General features: G+C 58.4%; 14 protein-coding genes and 1 pseudogene. 4 read left to right on the forward strand and 11 right to left on the reverse strand.

Annotated features, from left to right (window positions below; genetic code table 11):
- Positions 1-228 precede the first annotated feature (228 nt).
- Positions 229-1,494, forward strand: a complete 1,266-nt coding sequence (locus B2W55_RS07815; protein WP_244442321.1) for a site-specific integrase — start codon at positions 229-231, stop codon at positions 1,492-1,494.
- A gap of 966 nt (positions 1,495-2,460) precedes the next feature.
- Here B2W55_RS07815 and B2W55_RS07820 read toward each other — a convergent pair.
- The 5 genes from B2W55_RS07820 to B2W55_RS07840 all read right to left on the reverse strand — a co-directional run bounded on the left by B2W55_RS07820 (position 2,461) and on the right by B2W55_RS07840 (position 9,144).
- Positions 2,461-3,195 carry an ABC transporter ATP-binding protein gene (locus B2W55_RS07820; RefSeq protein WP_024584476.1) on the reverse strand — a complete coding sequence of 245 codons (735 nt, stop codon included), beginning with the start codon at positions 3,193-3,195 and terminating at the stop codon, positions 2,461-2,463.
- Positions 3,192-4,988, reverse strand: a complete 1,797-nt coding sequence (locus B2W55_RS07825) for an ABC transporter permease subunit (protein ID WP_024584477.1) — start codon at positions 4,986-4,988, stop codon at positions 3,192-3,194. The genes B2W55_RS07820 and B2W55_RS07825 overlap by 4 nt, the downstream gene beginning before the upstream one ends.
- Positions 4,985-6,028, reverse strand: coding sequence for a branched-chain amino acid ABC transporter permease (locus B2W55_RS07830; RefSeq protein WP_024584478.1), 1,044 nt, complete (start codon positions 6,026-6,028; stop codon positions 4,985-4,987). Before B2W55_RS07830 ends, B2W55_RS07825 begins: the two co-directional genes overlap by 4 nt.
- 205 nt (positions 6,029-6,233) lie before the next feature.
- On the reverse strand, positions 6,234-7,952 hold the full coding sequence (locus B2W55_RS07835; protein WP_051404373.1) for an FAD-dependent monooxygenase: 1,719 nt from the start codon (positions 7,950-7,952) through the stop codon (positions 6,234-6,236).
- Between the two features lie 37 nt (positions 7,953-7,989).
- Positions 7,990-9,144 carry an ABC transporter substrate-binding protein gene (locus B2W55_RS07840; protein ID WP_024584481.1) on the reverse strand — a complete coding sequence of 385 codons (1,155 nt, stop codon included), beginning with the start codon at positions 9,142-9,144 and terminating at the stop codon, positions 7,990-7,992.
- Positions 9,145-9,323: 179 nt separating this feature from the next.
- Here B2W55_RS07840 and B2W55_RS07845 point away from each other — a divergent pair, with 179 nt between their 5' ends.
- Entirely contained in the window at positions 9,324-10,052 is a 729-nt protein-coding gene (locus tag B2W55_RS07845) for an IclR family transcriptional regulator (RefSeq protein ID WP_024584482.1), read from the forward strand.
- A 48-nt stretch (positions 10,053-10,100) separates the two neighbouring features.
- Here the strand turns inward: B2W55_RS07845 and B2W55_RS07850 are convergent, their stop codons facing one another.
- On the reverse strand, positions 10,101-10,934 hold the full coding sequence (locus tag B2W55_RS07850) for a helix-turn-helix domain-containing protein (protein WP_024584483.1): 834 nt from the start codon (positions 10,932-10,934) through the stop codon (positions 10,101-10,103).
- Between the two features lie 110 nt (positions 10,935-11,044).
- Between B2W55_RS07850 and B2W55_RS07855 the strand changes: the two genes are divergently transcribed.
- Positions 11,045-13,216 carry a cytochrome P450/oxidoreductase gene (locus tag B2W55_RS07855; RefSeq protein WP_081725991.1) on the forward strand — a complete coding sequence of 724 codons (2,172 nt, stop codon included), beginning with the start codon at positions 11,045-11,047 and terminating at the stop codon, positions 13,214-13,216.
- Between the two features lie 46 nt (positions 13,217-13,262).
- On the opposite strand, the gene B2W55_RS07860 is transcribed toward B2W55_RS07855, so the two are convergent.
- The 4 genes and pseudogenes from B2W55_RS07860 to B2W55_RS07875 form a co-directional block, all read right to left on the reverse strand.
- Positions 13,263-13,526 (reverse strand): hypothetical protein, encoded by a 264-nt coding sequence (locus tag B2W55_RS07860; protein ID WP_244442322.1) that lies wholly within the window; start codon positions 13,524-13,526, stop codon positions 13,263-13,265.
- A pseudogene (locus B2W55_RS07865) lies at positions 13,519-13,713 on the reverse strand (maleylacetoacetate isomerase); the annotation flags it as partial. The pseudogene B2W55_RS07865 and the gene B2W55_RS07860, both read right to left, overlap by 8 nt.
- On the reverse strand, positions 13,695-13,949 hold the full coding sequence (locus tag B2W55_RS07870; protein ID WP_244442325.1) for a hypothetical protein: 255 nt from the start codon (positions 13,947-13,949) through the stop codon (positions 13,695-13,697). The gene B2W55_RS07870 and the pseudogene B2W55_RS07865, both read right to left, overlap by 19 nt.
- 28 nt (positions 13,950-13,977) lie before the next feature.
- Positions 13,978-14,235, reverse strand: coding sequence for a fumarylacetoacetate hydrolase family protein (locus tag B2W55_RS07875; RefSeq protein ID WP_256372043.1), 258 nt, complete (start codon positions 14,233-14,235; stop codon positions 13,978-13,980).
- Here B2W55_RS07875 and B2W55_RS07880 point away from each other — a divergent pair.
- Positions 14,227-14,574: an IclR family transcriptional regulator C-terminal domain-containing protein gene (locus B2W55_RS07880; RefSeq protein WP_168200185.1), complete on the forward strand. Its 348-nt coding sequence runs from the start codon at positions 14,227-14,229 to the stop codon at positions 14,572-14,574. The genes B2W55_RS07875 and B2W55_RS07880 overlap by 9 nt on opposite strands.
- Before the next feature lie 495 nt (positions 14,575-15,069).
- Here B2W55_RS07880 and B2W55_RS07885 read toward each other — a convergent pair whose 3' ends face one another.
- On the reverse strand, positions 15,070-15,960 hold the full coding sequence (locus B2W55_RS07885) for a 3-hydroxyacyl-CoA dehydrogenase (RefSeq protein ID WP_210421973.1): 891 nt from the start codon (positions 15,958-15,960) through the stop codon (positions 15,070-15,072).
- Positions 15,961-16,411: the final 451 nt, after the last annotated feature.

Here is a 16,411-nt window from a genome sequence, read left to right on the forward strand (position 1 = left end):
GGTGCTGGGTATGCGGAGCAGTTCACTTGCGGATGGTACAGTTGGGTGGGCTCGAACCACCGACCTCCTGTTCCACAGACACGGCAAGGGCTCCGCCGGCGTTACGCCATTCCCGCCTTTCGTACGAAAATTGGAGTATTATCAACCAATAAGCCCGCCGCCTCCCGCCTTACCTGCGCTGCAATTGGCGTTATGGTGGTAGCTACGTGGTAGCTACAGAGGTGATCAATGGCTGTCTCAAATATAACGATCCGCGCAGTGCAAGCACTGAAGCCGGGCGACACGATTTGGGATGCGGACCATCGCGAAGCGGTGCGGGGCTTTGGTGTTCGGCGCCAACGCGATCAAGCAACCTACGTTCTCAAGTACCGCGTGTTCGGTCGGCAGCGCTTCGTAACCATCGGTGCTCACGGCGCCCCTTGGACACCAGAGCTTGCACGCAAGGAAGCCAAGCGGCTTTTGGGCCTGGTTGCGAATGGCAAAGACCCCGCGGACGAGAAAGCCAAGGCGCGCCTGCAGGCGGCCGACACACTCTCGGTAATCGCGGAACAATATCTCCGGAACGCCAAACAAAGGCTGAAGCCCCGGACCTATTCGGAAGTCGAACGCTACTTGTTGGTCAGTTGGAAATCCCTGCATCCGGTCTCGGTCTTCCAGATCACCCGCCGTCATATCTCGGCTCGTATCGCTGACATCGCATCAGTTCATGGAAAGGTCTCGGCAGCCCGCGCCCGTACAGCCCTGTCCTCAATGTTCAACTGGGCAATACGCGAGGGACTCGACATTGCCGCGAACCCGGTTCTTGGCACGAACCGACCCGCTCAGCCGGGAAGTCGCGAACGGGTCCTTACGGAGATGGAGTTATCAGCCATCTGGCGGGCCTGTGGAGATGACGATTACGGACGCATTGTGCGTTTGCTGCTGCTCACAGCCCAACGCCGTGATGAAGTAGGCAGCATGCAATGGGCCGAACTGGATACCGTTTCGGGGCTCTGGACGCTGCCAAGCGTTCGGACCAAGAACCATCGCGAGCACTCGCTACCATTGGTTCCCGCCGCCCTAGCCCTACTCCCGCACCCCCGGAACGGCCGAGACTTCGTTTTTGGTGACGGACCTCGACGCAAGAGTGACCCCCATCGTGGTTTCTCGGGCTGGTCCAAGTCGAAGACGGCGCTTGATGCACGGATTGCAGAAGCCTTGGGCCAATCACTGCCCCATTGGACAGTTCACGATCTCCGGAGATCGGCGTCCACGGTGATGGCCGACCGGCTCGGCGTGTTGCCGCACATCGTGGAGGCGATCCTAAACCACGTCAGCGGCCACCGGGCGGGCGTAGCTGGTGTTTATAACCGCGCGCGGTACGCGGCCGAGATGCGCGAGGCGCTCCAATGTTGGGCAGAACACGTCGCGGCTTTACCAGCCCAAAGGCCGGGGCATGCTGGCGCCGGCCCTCGCCCGGATTTCTTCCAGCAGGCAGCCGGGGTCCATTCCTAGTTCAAGGTAGCCTGCGAGGGGTCGCGGCTTCTAGTCAGGAGAGAGGCGCTCGCCCCCGCCCCAGTTCAAATCCGATACCTCGGCGGCGAGTACGCTGCTTAGGTCCGAGAATCCGGCACGCGAAGGGATCAGTTGCATATCGCAAGCTGCTTGACACGTTCAAATCGGGGCGCAACCACCGATACCGACATTCGCTGATCGTGGCCGTGTGAATTTGTAGTTCCTTGCACGGGCTACGCGAGCGGGCCGCCTCTGAAGCGCTAACGGCTGCGATGTTTTCTCAAGCGAGATCTACCCCGACGATCGACCGCGGCGGCTTTGGGGAGGTGATCGACTTCGCGAAGGGCGTCTGGCTAGCAGCTTCGGCGTTCATTCCGAGCTTGTACTGGAGTTGAGCAAGTTTCTTGCTCGTCTGCGCTCATCTGTGCGGGTTGGAAGGTGCAAACCAAGCCTCTCGGCCCCGTCATAAATGGAGGCGATCGGGCGCCTCAGTGCGACGGCAATGCGATTAGCACTCGCTCGCGCAGCGATCATAGCTTTCAGTCTTTCGATTTCTTCGTCTGTCCACCGTCGATAGCGCATCTCAGTTTTAATCGCTTGTGAACGGGCACGTTCCCCACCGCGCTGCTCTTTTCTTTGAAGATAACCTATGTGAATCAGCGTGGTAATATTGCCACGTTTGGGCAGTGTCGCGACAAGAGACTCCCGTTCTCGCTTAATTTAAAGTCGATGAGGAGCGGCCTGTCGCGTTCCCCGGTTGCCTCAAGCGCCATCTGTCCCGTGCGGCTGACCGTTCTAGAAATTGGAATTTCCGCGCCTTCCGCCTTAAGTGGGGAGCGCCACTGCAAATGGACATTCAAGCTATACCGTCCCAGCCTTTCAGTATGTCATCCCCATTGACGACACGGACGTGGTCTATTTGCCTAGAAGGCAGCTTCGCGTCCCCATTACCTAAGCGCAAAATTATCATTTCGTTGCGGCAGGAAGCCCCAAGTAGGTCTCGATAAGCTTAGGGTCCGCCGCCAATGTTCGAGCCGGCCCATTCATAACGATCGCTCCTCTCTCGAGGACATAGGCGGTATCCGCGATCTCAAGTGCCGCTCTCGCGTTCTGCTCGACAAGCAGAACGGCTACTCCGTTCGCACGCAGCTGGCTGATGATTTGAAAAACTTCCTTCACGATCCGGGGAGCAAGGCCCAAGCTGGGTTCATCGAGCATGAGCAGCTTCGGGCGACACATCAGGGCTCGGCCGATCGCGAGCATCTGGCGTTCGCCGCCGGATAATGTACCGGCAAGTTGTGCTCGGCGTTCTCGCAGTCGTGGGAACAACGCGTATACGACTTCCAAATCCACCGTCCGCTGTCGTGACGCCTCCCGCCGGAATCGATAGCTTCCGAGCTGAAGGTTATCCGCCACCGTCATCGACGTGAACAACTCGCGCCGTTCCGGTACAAAGATCAGTCCCGCGTCAACGCGATCTTCCACCGTTTGATGCCGGAGTTCCTGGCCGTCGAAGTTGAGATTTCCAGTGCAACGAAGGAGTCCAGAAATAGCGCTCAGGGTTGTGCTCTTCCCCGCTCCGTTGGGTCCAATCACGCTCGTAATCGCACCAGCCGGAACATCAAGCGTCGCTCGATGGACGGCTTCGATCTGGCCGTACTTGACCGTGACATCTTGCAAGCTAAGGAGATTGACGGTCACGCGACGCTCCCGAGATATGCCTCTAGAACGCGCGGCTCGCGACGCACGTCATTTGGAACGCCCTCGGCAATCTTGGTGCCAAAGTCGAGCACGATCAGCCGGTCGGCAAGGCCCATCACCAGTTCCATGTCGTGCTCAACGAGCAGGATCGCCAGTCCTCCCGCGCGTAAGCGGCTCAGCACGGTCGCCAACTCCTGCTTCTCGGCGTGGCGCAGGCCCGCAGCCGGTTCATCGAGGAGCAGGAGGATCGGATCGGACGCAAGAGCGCGCGCAATCTCCATCAAGCGTTGCTGCCCGAGAGCGAGAGCCCCGGCGGGGCGCCCTTCGAAATCCCCAAGCCCGAGCAAATTCAACTGTCGCCGTGCTTCCATGTTGATTGCGCGTTCTTCCCTCCGGTCGAGGCCCAACATGGCGCTCAAATGGCCCTTGTTCCCCCGAAGGTGGGCTCCCAGCGCGACATTCTCGAGCACCGTCATCTCAGCATCCATTTTCACATGCTGAAAGGAACGCGCGACACCGACAGCGGCAACCTGCCGTGCACCGCGTCTATATGTGCGGTCTCCGAGCAACGCCACCGCTCCGCTGACCGGCGCCAACGCTCCGGAAACCAGGTTGAAGAGCGTGCTCTTTCCGGCGCCGTTGGGACCGATCAATCCGACGATCTCGCCGGCGCGAACCTCGAAGCTCACATCATTGACTGCGACCAGACCGCCGAACGTCCGACGGACAGCGTCAATTTGAAGGATCGGCTCACCAACTCCCGGCTTGTTCCGGTGATCGAGTTCACTCTGGGAAGTGTCCGGGACAACGCCTTGTGGCTTGATCTGCCGCCGAGCGAACCGAACTACCAGACCCCATATTCCGTGCGATGAATACTGCAGCAAGATTACGAGGATCGCACCGAAAACCACGATCTCATATGTGCCGATCGGCGCAGAAAGGATCGGCAGCACTCTCTGAAGCAAGTCTTTCAGAATCAAGACTGCTGCTGCTCCGATCAATCCACCCCAAACGGAGCCTAATCCGCCGATGACGGCCATCAACAGGTATTCGATGCTCGCCATCGCCGAAAACGGTGTCGGGTTCACCGTTCGCTGCATATGGGCAAACAACCAGCCGGCGACGCTCGCGAGCAAGGCGGCAGTGACAAAGACCTTGAGCTTTTCGCGAGCGGTATTCACGCCCATCGACTCGGCAAGCGCTCCGCTTTCCTTAAGGGCCCGGAGGGCCCGACCGGAACGCGACCGCATCAGGTTTCCGGTGATGATGATCGCAATCAGCACGATTGCCCATATCAGCCAGAATATGCGTCGTCCCTTATCAAGCGCGATCGGACCCAATTGGATGGGCGGAATTCCGGTCATCCCGTCGTATCCGCCCAGGAAATCAAGATTTCCGGCCAGAAAATACAAAGCCAGTCCCCATGCCAAGGTGCCGAGGGGAAGAAAATGCCCGGACAATCGCATTGTAAGTTCACCGAGCACGACGGCCGTGGCGCCCGTGGCGCAAAGTCCTGCAATGAGACCGAGCCAAGCCGACGCATCATGTGCCGTCGTCAGGTAGGCCGTCGTGTATGCACCGATGCCGACGAACGCAGCCTGGCCAAATGAGGTGATGCCGGCGGCACCCGTAAGAAGAACCAGACCGATCGCCACAAGCGCGGAAATGCCAATATAATTGCCGAGCGTTACCCAGAACTCCGAAATGGGCAGAAACGGCACGACAACCGTGATGCCGGCAAGCGCAAGAATGCCGTACGTTTCAAGACCGACTTTTCGAAACGATCTGATCAATTGTTTTGCTCCTCACCGCTGCTACGATGCGTGAACGACACAAGCAAAAGGACGGGCAGGATGAGCGCAAAGACGATGACGTCCTTGAGTTTGCTCGTTTCGAAAGTCGTAAAACCCTCAAGCAATCCGATGACAAGCGCTCCCACGGCCGCAACGGGATAACTCACCAGGCCCCCGATCACCGCCGCAATGAATCCCTTCAGACCTATTAGAAATCCGGTATCGTAGTAGATCGTGGAGAGCGGAGAGATCAGCACGCCGGATGCCGCGCCGAGTGCGGCGGCTAGGCCGAATGCAAGTGTGCCAGCCCGCGCCGTTCGTATGCCGAGCAGACGTGCCCCCACGCGATTTGCTGCGGTGGCCCTTAGGGCCTTTCCACCGAGGGTCGCGCCGAAAAAGAAGGATAGCGCTGCCATCGCGACAGTTGCCGATGCGAAGATCGCGATGCTTTGGCCACCGATTTGCAGCGGACCGAGCTGGCCTTGAAAATCGAACATCGGCGGCGTTCTGGAACCCTCCGCCCCGAACATAGCCAGGCCAAGGCCCGTAAGGGCGAGATGAACTCCGACCGCTGCGATCAGCAGAACCAGGATGCTGGCACTCTGAAGGGGCTCGAACGCCAGTCGGTAAAGCGTGGTACCGATGAACACGACGACCACGACCGATATGATCGCATTCGCCCAAAGCGGAAGCTGGAGAGGCGCCAGCACGTATACGAGGCCACAGACCACAAACGATGCCACGACATTCACGAGAATGCCGCGCGCGGCACGCAATCCCTCACCCGAGCGAATACACCGAATGGAATCTCGAACCGCGACCAGACAGGCGAGAGCGATCAGAAGCCATATCGTCTTGGGCACCTGCCCCGTCTGCAATGCGGCGAGCGTCAGAGCACCGAACGAAACGAATTCACCCTGTGGGATGAAGATGATTCTCGTTACCGTAAATACCAGGACGAGGGCCACCGCCAGGAGTGCGTAAATCGCGCCGACGGTAAGGCCATCCTGAATCAGAAGCAGCGCTATGTTGCCGTTCATTCCGGAGCGCTCCGACTGAGACCTTTGCCAGGTTGGAGTTGGGCTTGTGCGAGTATTCCTTCGAACCTTTCGGTGTCGCCAAGCTTTTCCATCAGCAAGAGGCAAAGACGCGCAAGGAACAACGACTCTCCGTCTTCACCAGCCGCCGTCACGGCATCACAAAGGTTCGTGTAAGCGCGTTCGCGCTCATCCCGGCTCCAAACAGTCATGATCGTTCGGCCTTTCCGCAGCCCAGCGCGGTATCAATTGCGTTGGATAGATCACCCGGTCGCATAGTGCGCCAGCGCGCGCAGACATGCCCGTCCGGCCTGAACAGATACGCGGCAGAAGGAGCCGCGTCATACAGTTCCGTGAAACGCCCTTCGACGACCTCCGCGTGCAAGGTCTGCAATTGACCGGCGGTCCCCGACAAGAGCCTGGCTGCTCCGATCGTAAGCAGAACGACAGATAGGCCCCGATTGATCGCGCAATGCAGTTCGTTCGTTACCATCGACGGCAAATCACCTTCGCCAGTCCAAACCAGCGTGAAATCGCTGCCGAGAACGCTGGTAAGGTAGCATTTCTTCCCGTTGACGATGAGCGGGCACTCCAAGGGAGGTGAGCCCGGTCGAGGCCCGGCGTTGAACGAGCCTTCGTCACGTGTAACGGTGTTCAAACGCGACCCTTCGTAGGCGATCGGGGCGGATTGGCGGGGATCGATCAGCGTCGCAATCGCGGGATGATCCTTGGCCAACGAGAGCACCGCGTCTCGCATCAACTCGTAGCCGCGCGATGGCGGCGCCATGAATTCGGTGCTCTTCATTGCACTAGTCACGTTTACTTCCCACGCGCGCCGACGTTCCTCGCTGTAAGTGTCGAGAATCGTGTCGGGCGAACATCCCGCAATGACGCTCGCAAGCTTCCAACCGAGATTGAAGGCATCGTCAAAGCCGCTGTTCAGTCCTCTGACTCCGAAGATGGGAACCAGATGAGCCGCATCACCGGCGAAAACAACGCGATCGCTTCGGTAGCTATCCAGAGACACTGCGGCCGCGCGGTACATGCTGGTCCAGATCAGTCGCCACGGGCGGTCAATTCCTATCATCTCAAGATGCGCGGCAACGACGGGCGTCACCTTGTCTTCGCGGATCATCTCCTCCGAATCTTCCGTGGGATGAAGCTGATAGTCGAGCCGCCAGATATTGTCCGGCTGCTTGTGCATCAGCATGGTGCGACCAGGATTGCTGGGCGGATCGAACCAAGCCAACCGCTCGGTGGGAAGATCGAGATCGATCTCGATATCGACGATGACGTATCGGCCCTCGTACGACGTACCGTTCATCCGGAGTCCGACGGCTTGTCGCACCCGACTTCGCGCCCCGTCGCATGCAACCAGGAAGTCGCATTCGGTCGCATACGAGACCGTATCGGTGGCAAGTTCGACGACCACGCCATCCCGGCCCTGATGCAGCCCGTCGACGCGCGTCCCCCACCTTACTTCGAGAAGATTAGGATCGCATTTGGCAGCGGCATCGAGCAGGAATTGCTCGATATAGTACTGCTGCAAATTCGTCATCGGCGCGAGCCGCTGATCCCTGTCGTTCGGCATGGTGAAGTGAAGTACTTCATCGGACCGGTGGAAACTTCGTCCACCCATCCAAGGCAGGCCTTTTTCCTGAAACGGCGTAAGAGCGCCCAAACGTTCAAGGATTTCGAGCGTACGACGGGACAGGCAGATGGCTCGGCTGCCGGCACATACCGTTTGATCTGCCTCGACGACGAGGACCGCAATCCCGCGGCTTGCGAGAGCAAGCGCAACCGCAAGGCCCACAGGACCGCCACCGGCTATCAGCACCGGCCGCCGTGCGATTTCCCGGCCATTTACCAGCGGCGGAACGGTGACAGGATGTGTCGTATGCACAAAATTGGGAACCGTGCTTTCCACTACAAAACACCTTTGATCGTCTAGGATTGGACGGGGATCACTTGGGCTCGACGTAGCGCCAGCCGCCATTTTCGATCCGGACCATCACCTGACTACGGCCGTCAGCACCGTTATGATCCGTCGGAGACAGGGTGTAGACGCCTTGCGTCACGACGAGGTCCTTGATCTGCTCAAGGCGATCCCGTAGTGCCGTGCGGAATTCCGGAGTACCCGGAGCGACCTTCACCGAGCCATCTTTCAGCGCGGCCTGGATGAAAAGGTGTGAATCCCATGCCATCCCGCCGAAGAGCGAGCGAGACCGCGGGCCAAACTTGCCCTCGTACATTTTCAGGTAATTGAGCGCCGCGGCCTTTACCGAGTTCGTATCTGGCAGTTGCTCCGCAACAAGCAGCGGCGACACTGGAAGCAGCGCTCCCTCAACCTCTTTTCCACCGACCCGTAAAAAGTCGGCATTGGCGATCGCCTGTGTTTGATATATTGCCCCGACAAATCCGCGTCGCTTGAGTTCGATTTGCGGAGTCGCTCCGGGTGTTCCTGTTGCTGCGATAAAGACGGCATCCGGTGCCGCAGCCAGGATCTTCAACGCCTGCGAAGCAAAGCTGGGATCCGTTGGGTTGAAGCGTTCCGTTACCGTGATCGAAACACCGTATTTCTCAACAAGGCTTTTCGCGACATCGAGAAACGTTTGGCCGTAAGCGCTGCCTACCGCCACAATGGCGAGTTTGGTCTTCTTGGATCTCCGCATGTCGTCGAGAATCATCTGAAGCGGAATGACCTCGCTGGGCGGCATCTTGAACATCCAGCGGCGCGGTCCGGTCATCGGCTCGATAATGGGGCCGCCGCCTGCGAGGGTAAGGACGGGCGTACCCGTCTCCTCCGCCACTTGCATGATGGCCAGCGATGTGGGCGTGATCGAAGGACCCACAATCACGTCGACCTTGTTTTCCGCGGTGAGCTTGCGGGCGGCTGTTGTCGCTGCACCCGGATCGGAGGCGTCGTCGAGGATCGTGACATTGATTTTGTGGCCGGCGATCTCCTTGGGCCACAATTCAACCGTGTTTCGCTCCGGGATACCAAGAGAGGCCGCAGGACCGGTCAAAGACAGGATGACGCCGATGCTGATATCGGCGAATGCTGCCGAGGCCCATACCATTGCGGTAAGCGCAGCAGAAAGGCGTGCAATGAATTTCATGGTAACCCCTCCCGTATGGCCGTCGTTGCGGCGTTTTCGCGATTAGTGATAAATCTGCTATCCTAGTCCTACTATAACGTCAATTCCCTCGTTATATGATAAATATGTCGAAACCTGACGATTTAAAAACCGCACGCGGGGTGTCGCCAAGGCCGGGAGAGGCTTCGGTGCTGAGGCGTATGTCCCTCGTTCTCAACGCCTTTTCGGTCAGCCGGCCCGCTCTCACGGTCGAAGAAGTGGCTCAGTTGATTGGAGCGAGCGAACCGACCGCCTATCGCTATTTGGGAGAACTCTGCGAGTCCGGCCTGCTGTCACGCCGAGCGGGGCTATACGTTCTGGGACCGAAGGTGATTGAACTCGAATTCATCATCCGGTCGTGCGATCCGATCTTGCACGCGAGCGAAGACGTCCTGCGACGTCTCGCGGAAACAACCGGCTGCAATGTCCTTCTTTGTAATATTTACAACGAAACCATCGTGAACGTTTTTCACGCAGTCGGTCGGGAACCGCTCGATTTGATTTTCACGAGAGGTCGGCCGATGCCGCTCTTTCGCGGCTCCCAGGCGCGCGCCATTCTGTCGGTGCTCGATCGCCGCCAGCTCAAACGAATCTTTGAACGGCACGAAGGCGATCCAGACTTGAAACGTATTGCCGCCAACTGGGATGAATTCAAAGCGCTTCTTCAGGAAACCCGCCGTCGGGGATACTACATCTCCCGAAACGAACTTGATCCGGATGTAACGGGAATTGCCGCTCCCGTCTTCGACCGCGATCGAACCGCCTTAGGCAGCTTGGTCCTTGCGTATTCGTCATCGCGCCCGCCTCCAATTTCTGAAAAGGCGCTCGCGCAGATCGTCGTCGACACAGCCACGACTCTCTCGGGCGGTAACGGGTCGGCGTCAGACTAGCTACGCGTTCCCCGAGCTCGGTCACGATCGTCCGAACATCGAAGGCCGCTATACCGTATCGTTTTCGCGCCGTGCACTCTGGGCAGCCGCCGACAAGCAGAGCGCGAATAACTCATTTAGATTTGAAATATGAAGCTTTGCGTATGCCCGTCGCCTGAGAGTCGCGACCGTCGTATCGCTAATCTTTAGATCGAGCGCGGTACCCTCTCCCGTCATCCCCTGCAGCGCTCGCGCGCAGACTTCCGTTTCGCGCGGGCTCAGCGTGGGCGCTATCGTCATCAGAAGGCTTTGAAGCAAGTCGAGTGATGGAACGGTGGCACCGATTGGCGATGACTGTCGATCGCTCAAGCCAAGATGCCGCGTTTCGGCGGCAAACAACACCTGAGCTCTCTTTGTCAGAGCTACGACATCCTCGTCCGTCAGCCCACCCTTCTGCACGTGCTTGTAGAAGTTGACGGAACGCCATTGTCCGCCAGCCCTACCGATGAGTGATACGCGGCCATCGAGCCCCCACTTTTCGTAGATTCCGCGACGATATGCAGCGTCTTTGATGTCGCGCGCCCATAATGACAAAACGGCTGGCGCGTCGGCGGCCTGTCCCAGTTCGCGTATTCGCGCGGGCGCCGGATCAAAGCTATGGTAGCCGAACCCCATATAAGACTGCGCGGATAGGCTGGTGATGCTCGGATCATCCAGCCCTTCGAGAACTGCAATGCGAGGCTCGAACGTAGGCGTGAACCCGAAAACGCTGAGGTGCTCGAATCCGCATACAACCTGACCAAATCGCAGCAACGCGCGGTAGAATGTCGGCGTCCCAATGGCCAGGATGCAGTGCGCGAGGGCGTCCTGCTCCGGGTCCTTCGACGATCTGTCATCAATCATAATGACAGACTACGACGCAACGGGGCCGTATTCCAGAGCCTCGAAGCGCCGGAAGATGACGATCCGCCGCTCGCCCGTCAGCGCGCAAGACTCGACGGAAGAGGAAACAAATGTCCGCTCCCAGCTATGACGTCGATTTTTATTCGGACGAATTCATCCGCGAACCATGGCCGCACTATGTTGCTATGCGGAAGCTGGGACCACTCGTATGGCTGCCGCGACACGGCAATTACGCGCTGACCCGATATCAGGAGGTCGCAGACTGTCTTCGAGATCCTGAGACCTTCTGCAGCGGCCGCGGGGTCGCGGCCGATAAGACTGCGTGCGATCTGATGCAGGGGAATTCGATCGCCTCCGATGGGGAGCGACACAGCGCCATCCGCTCCGCAATGGCGGCGCCACTTTTACCAGGCGCGCTAGAAGAGGTACGGCCGCTGATCGAAGCCTTGGCGGAAGATCTCATCGACCGGCTCATCGAACAGGGTGACTTCGATGTGATGACGGATCTCGCGTCCCATCTTCCGCTTACCGTCGTTCGCGACCTGGTTGGTCTTCCCGACTTCGGAAAAGAGAACATGCTGCGCTGGGGTGGCGCGGCCTTCGATCTCTTGGGAATTCAAAACCCCCGTGGTCAGGAAGCGCTCCGCATCTTTCTCGAGCAGCGCGAGTTCATCAGCAAGCATGCAAAGCGAAGCGACCTAAAGGAAGGAAGCTGGACACGTCGAATACACGAACTGGTCGACGATGGCGCTCTTTCCGCCGAACTCGCACCGTTCTGCATTCGAGACTACATCAATCCCAGCCTCGACACCACGATATCGGCGACCGGCCAACTTATCTGGCAACTATCCAAGAATCCAGGCGAGTGGAACAGTCTGCGGGAGCGGCCTGATCTGCTCACGAACGCGGTCAACGAAGCCGTGCGGCTCGGTGCGCCTATCCGATCATTCTCACGGCATGCAACGCGAGATATTCAAGTCGGTGACCACACAGTCGAACAGGGCGCACGCGTCATGGTGCTTTATGCATCCGCCAATCGAGACGAGCGTGTGTTCGACGAACCGGATACGTTCCGCGTGACCCGAAATCCAAAGCGACATCTTGGATTCGGAAGCGGAATCCATATGTGCGTCGGAATGCACCTGGCGCAACTCGAAATGGTCGCCCTACTGAAAGCGATGGTGCCTCGGGTGGAGCGGATACACACCGGCGAACCGACGGTCGCCCTGAACAACACGATCTATGCCTTCAAATCGCTTCCTGCTCGATTTGAGCGCGGAGCCAGGACCGTGACACCGAAATCCGATCGCGCACAGCCGCGGCAGGCTCGCTCTCAACTCATCCAGGCGCGCGTCGTCGAGCGCAGCGAGATTGGAGACGGTATTATCTCCCTGGCTTTTGCGGCTGATGGAGACACGGCCCTTCCCGTATGGACCCCTGGGGCGCATATCGACCTGCACGTTCGTTCAGGTCTCGTACGTCAGTATTCTTTGACCGGGCGTGTCGGCGAGAAGACGTATCGGATTGCAGTACAGAAAGAAGCTGAATCGCGCGGGGGCTCCGTCGAAATTCACCGGAAGTATCAAGTCGGCTCAAAGATCCAGATCGGCATACCCCGTAACCATTTCCCGCTGAATGAGGACGCGAATTCCATCCTGCTCTTTTCCGGCGGGATAGGATTGACGCCGTTGCTGGCAATGGCTTGGCGTCTAAACGAATTGGGCCGCTCGCTTACGTGGCATATTTCCGCGCGTTCACGTTCGCGGGTTCCATTTGCGAGAGAACTCGACGCTTTGCCGTTCCGCGACAAGATCGTCCTCCATATCGACGATGAACAGGACGGAAAGCTTCTCGATGCGGAGGATATCCTGCGTTCAGCGAGCAGCGATTGCCATGTCTACGTTTGCGGACCGCGCGGATATATGGCGTTCATTGAAGAAGCAGCGCGCCGTGTCGGCGTGACGAAAGAGCGCTTTCACCAAGAGCATTTCGGAGCGGAAATCGACACGACCGGTTCTCCCTTCACCGTTGTTGCAACTCGCTCCGGCCTGTCAATCGAGGTTGGCTGTACCGAAACGATACTGTCTGCTCTTCAACGCGCTGGCATTGAAGTGGAGACGGCATGTCAAACCGGTGTATGCGGAACCTGTGTCGCAAAGGTCATCGAGGGCCGTCCGGACCACCGTGATATGGTGCTGACCGATACCGAGAAAGCCTCGAATGAAGTGATCGCCGTGTGCTGTTCGCGATCCCAATCAAGGATTCTCAAACTCGACCTTTAGAACGTATTTCGCTTCCAATGTTTCGATTCTAACAATGCTCAGCGGCCTACTCCGGGGCCATCGGACGATGCGCGCCGCGAAACGCGTCATGTTGTATGGCAAGCTTCTCGACCCTGAGGATTTTAGGATATTCCCCCAACGCCATCTGAAAGCGGCGAGCGACGTATAGCTGCGGAACGAGATAAATCTCCGCCAGCCCGGGTTCGGAGGTAAAACAGTAATCTTCATCTCCAATCAACCCCCCGATAGCGGTGAGGCCGAGTTCGATCCATTTGGCTCGAGTTTGCCACTTCCGGTTCGGCTCAACCAAACATCATCCGCAGATGATTCAGGGGGCCGACATTGTGCAAAGGGTGCACGTCGCACCCTACAATGGCTGCCACTGCGCGGGCTTTCGCTCTGGCAACAGGATCTTTCGGCAACAACGGCTGATCCGGAGCAATTTCCTCGAGATATTCGATGATTGCTGGTGATTGCGTCAGCGCCGTTCTGTCTTCGAGAACGAGCGCTGGTACCCGGCTTGCGGGTTGAGCGCGCGATAAGCCTCTGCGTGCTGCTCACCTCGGACGAGATGTACGAAAGCCTGCTCCGCCTCGATGCCCTTCAACGCGAGCGCTATGCGTAAGCGATAGGAAGAGGTGGAGCGCCAGTACCGTACAGCTTCATGGGTTCTATCGCCAGGCCGGCTAAACGGTCGCTCGGCATTCGCCAAACCCAATTGGGACGAAGCCATCCCGCCGCGCTTGCGCACTCAGCACGATCTAATCACCGTCTTCCAAAAATATTCGCTCCTCTCCGGACAGGAGGCGGGTCGGCACACGACCGCCCTCGGTCGCCTCCAGCAAACTGCCGCGGCTGTCTCGGTCCGGACCGGAGATCGTGCCCGAACCGAGAAAGTCCCCCGGCATCAAATTGCAGCCATTACTCGTGTGGTGAGCAAGTATCTGCGTGACCGTCCAATACATGTGGACAGCATTGGAACGTGTCAGGCCATGCGCAGGAACATTCGCGTGTCGCATCGACTGTGTCCGAATGAATACCTCAACCTAACCGCCTCGCTCGTCGACGAGGATGCCGAACTGGCGAAGGATCGTCGCTTCATTGAGGACATTCTTCTGCAGACGAGAAAGGATGGCTACGCATCGTCAGTTGGCGGGCCTGAAGCCGGCATCAGCGCCATCGCTTTGGCCGTTCCCGGTGGCGGTCCGGTTCTCTGCAGTCTGAGCCTGATCTTCTTCTCGTCCTCGATGACGCCAGAGGCCGCTGCGGAGAAGTATCTGCCGCGCATGAAAAACACGGTGAAGGAAATTGAGCGTCAGTGGGCTGCGGCAAATAGGGCGCGAGGAAAGGTCACATGAGGGTCTGCACCGAAGTTGCGCGACGTTGAGCCAGGCTTCGATAGTCGTTTAGGGTAATCGGGCTCACTGTAAGCCCTCGAGCCACACCGTTCGTATCATAAGGGCCGTGGATCGGCGCAGCTTTTGCCTCCACGACCGGCGTCCAACACTGACCCCGCCCGGTATGCAGTAAGCGCCAGGATGCATTTCGAATTAGCGCAATGAGGAGCCGGGGTGCATGTTGGAAGCCGAAAGGGGGGCAATATTCGGAGCCGCGACACAAGTTCGACCCCATCAAGGTAAACACGCCCTTCAATTGGCGGGGACACGCAGTCGTCGCCAAGGCGATGGGCGATGCATGGACGTTCTTCGCGCGTGGTGGCAAACCGTCGTTGCCGACCGACGTGAACTGGACGCGTCGGATCGTGGCGAGAGAACCGGATTCGCTGGTGATTGATAGTCGCGCAGGAGATGGACGGCGGATGCAAACCCTGCGCTCGGATGTCTCTTCGGGGGTCAGGATAGAAAACCGGGAGCAAGAAACTCCGGATCGGGGTACTCATAAAACCCTTCGCCGGTTGCGACTCCCAGCCTGCCCTTGTCGATGAACTCAGCCTTGAGTCGCTGTGCGACCTTGGCGAGCAGTTGGTCTTTTTGTGCCTCAGCCATAGTGCTGAAGGTATTATAGGCTGTGTTCAACCCGACCATGTCCATGACCGCGAAGGGCACGAAGGTGGATCCCGATCCAATCCGCCAGCTTCTGTCAATCGTCTTAAAGTCCGCCACGTCGTCGGCCCATAGCTTCAATGACGCGATGATCCAGGGTATCAGTACTGAATTGGTGAGATAGCCTGGCTGTTCCTTGTGGATCGGCAGGGCAACCATCCCGATCGACTTCGCGAAGGCGATCACGGCATCAAAGGCGTCACGATCGGTTCCGGCATGACCCATCACTTCAGCGATGTTTCTCTTCCAGATTTCATTGGCGAAGTGCAACGCCAGAAACCTAGCGGAGCGTCCGGTGGCATCCGCAAGCTGGCTCGGCAGGAGCGTGGAGGTGTTGGTCGCAAAGATCGTCTTTGCGGGAGCGAGGCTGCCAGCCCTTCCGTAGAATTCCATCTTGATGGCGATTAACTCAGGGATCGCCTCGATAAGTAGATCGGCATCGGCGAGTGCGGTACCTAGATCGGTGGTCATTGCAATCCGCCCCATGGCGGCATCGATATCATTTTGCGTTGCCTCGATGTCCGTTTCGTAGCGCTTCCCGAGGCTCCTGAGCGTGGCCCGCGCTTTCTCAAGGACTGCATCGCTGATGTCGTAAAGTGCTACGGCGTAGCCATGGTATGCAGTCTGGAAGGCGATCTGACTGCCGAGAACACCACTACCGGCGACCGTTATCTTATTCATGCTGATCTCCTATTTTGAAAACCGAGTCCCGCGGCTGCGCCCCCACATCGGAGCGAGCGGATCGGCGTTGGCATCGCTGGCGTTGGGGGAAACTGCCCTTTGATCGCGCCTCCATAGAAAGCGGTCGGCTTGTCGTCGCTCACTTGGCCGACATAGTAGCCGATCGGGCCCAAGGTCCGATCGGCGAGCCAAGTCCACCTGCTGCGCCGGTGACGAGCGCGATTTTTCCAGAGAGGGTTTCTATATTTTCTCCTTTCAGCGGAGGAAAGTTGGTTGTTTGAGGGTGCTGGGTGAACCTGAGCTTACGCATGCTCCGTCGGCAAGCGGAGCGGCGCGAGGAACATTCGACGCCTGTCCCACCGTGTGAAGCGAAGTTTCACTTCCATTCGTTCCGTCTCCGAGGAAGGTCCGAACTGCCAGCCGCTGAGATCGGTGTCATTCGGCCTGCAAT

This window comes from Bradyrhizobium sp. UBA2491 (assembly GCF_002341725.1).
GTDB lineage: Bacteria > Pseudomonadota > Alphaproteobacteria > Rhizobiales > Xanthobacteraceae > Bradyrhizobium.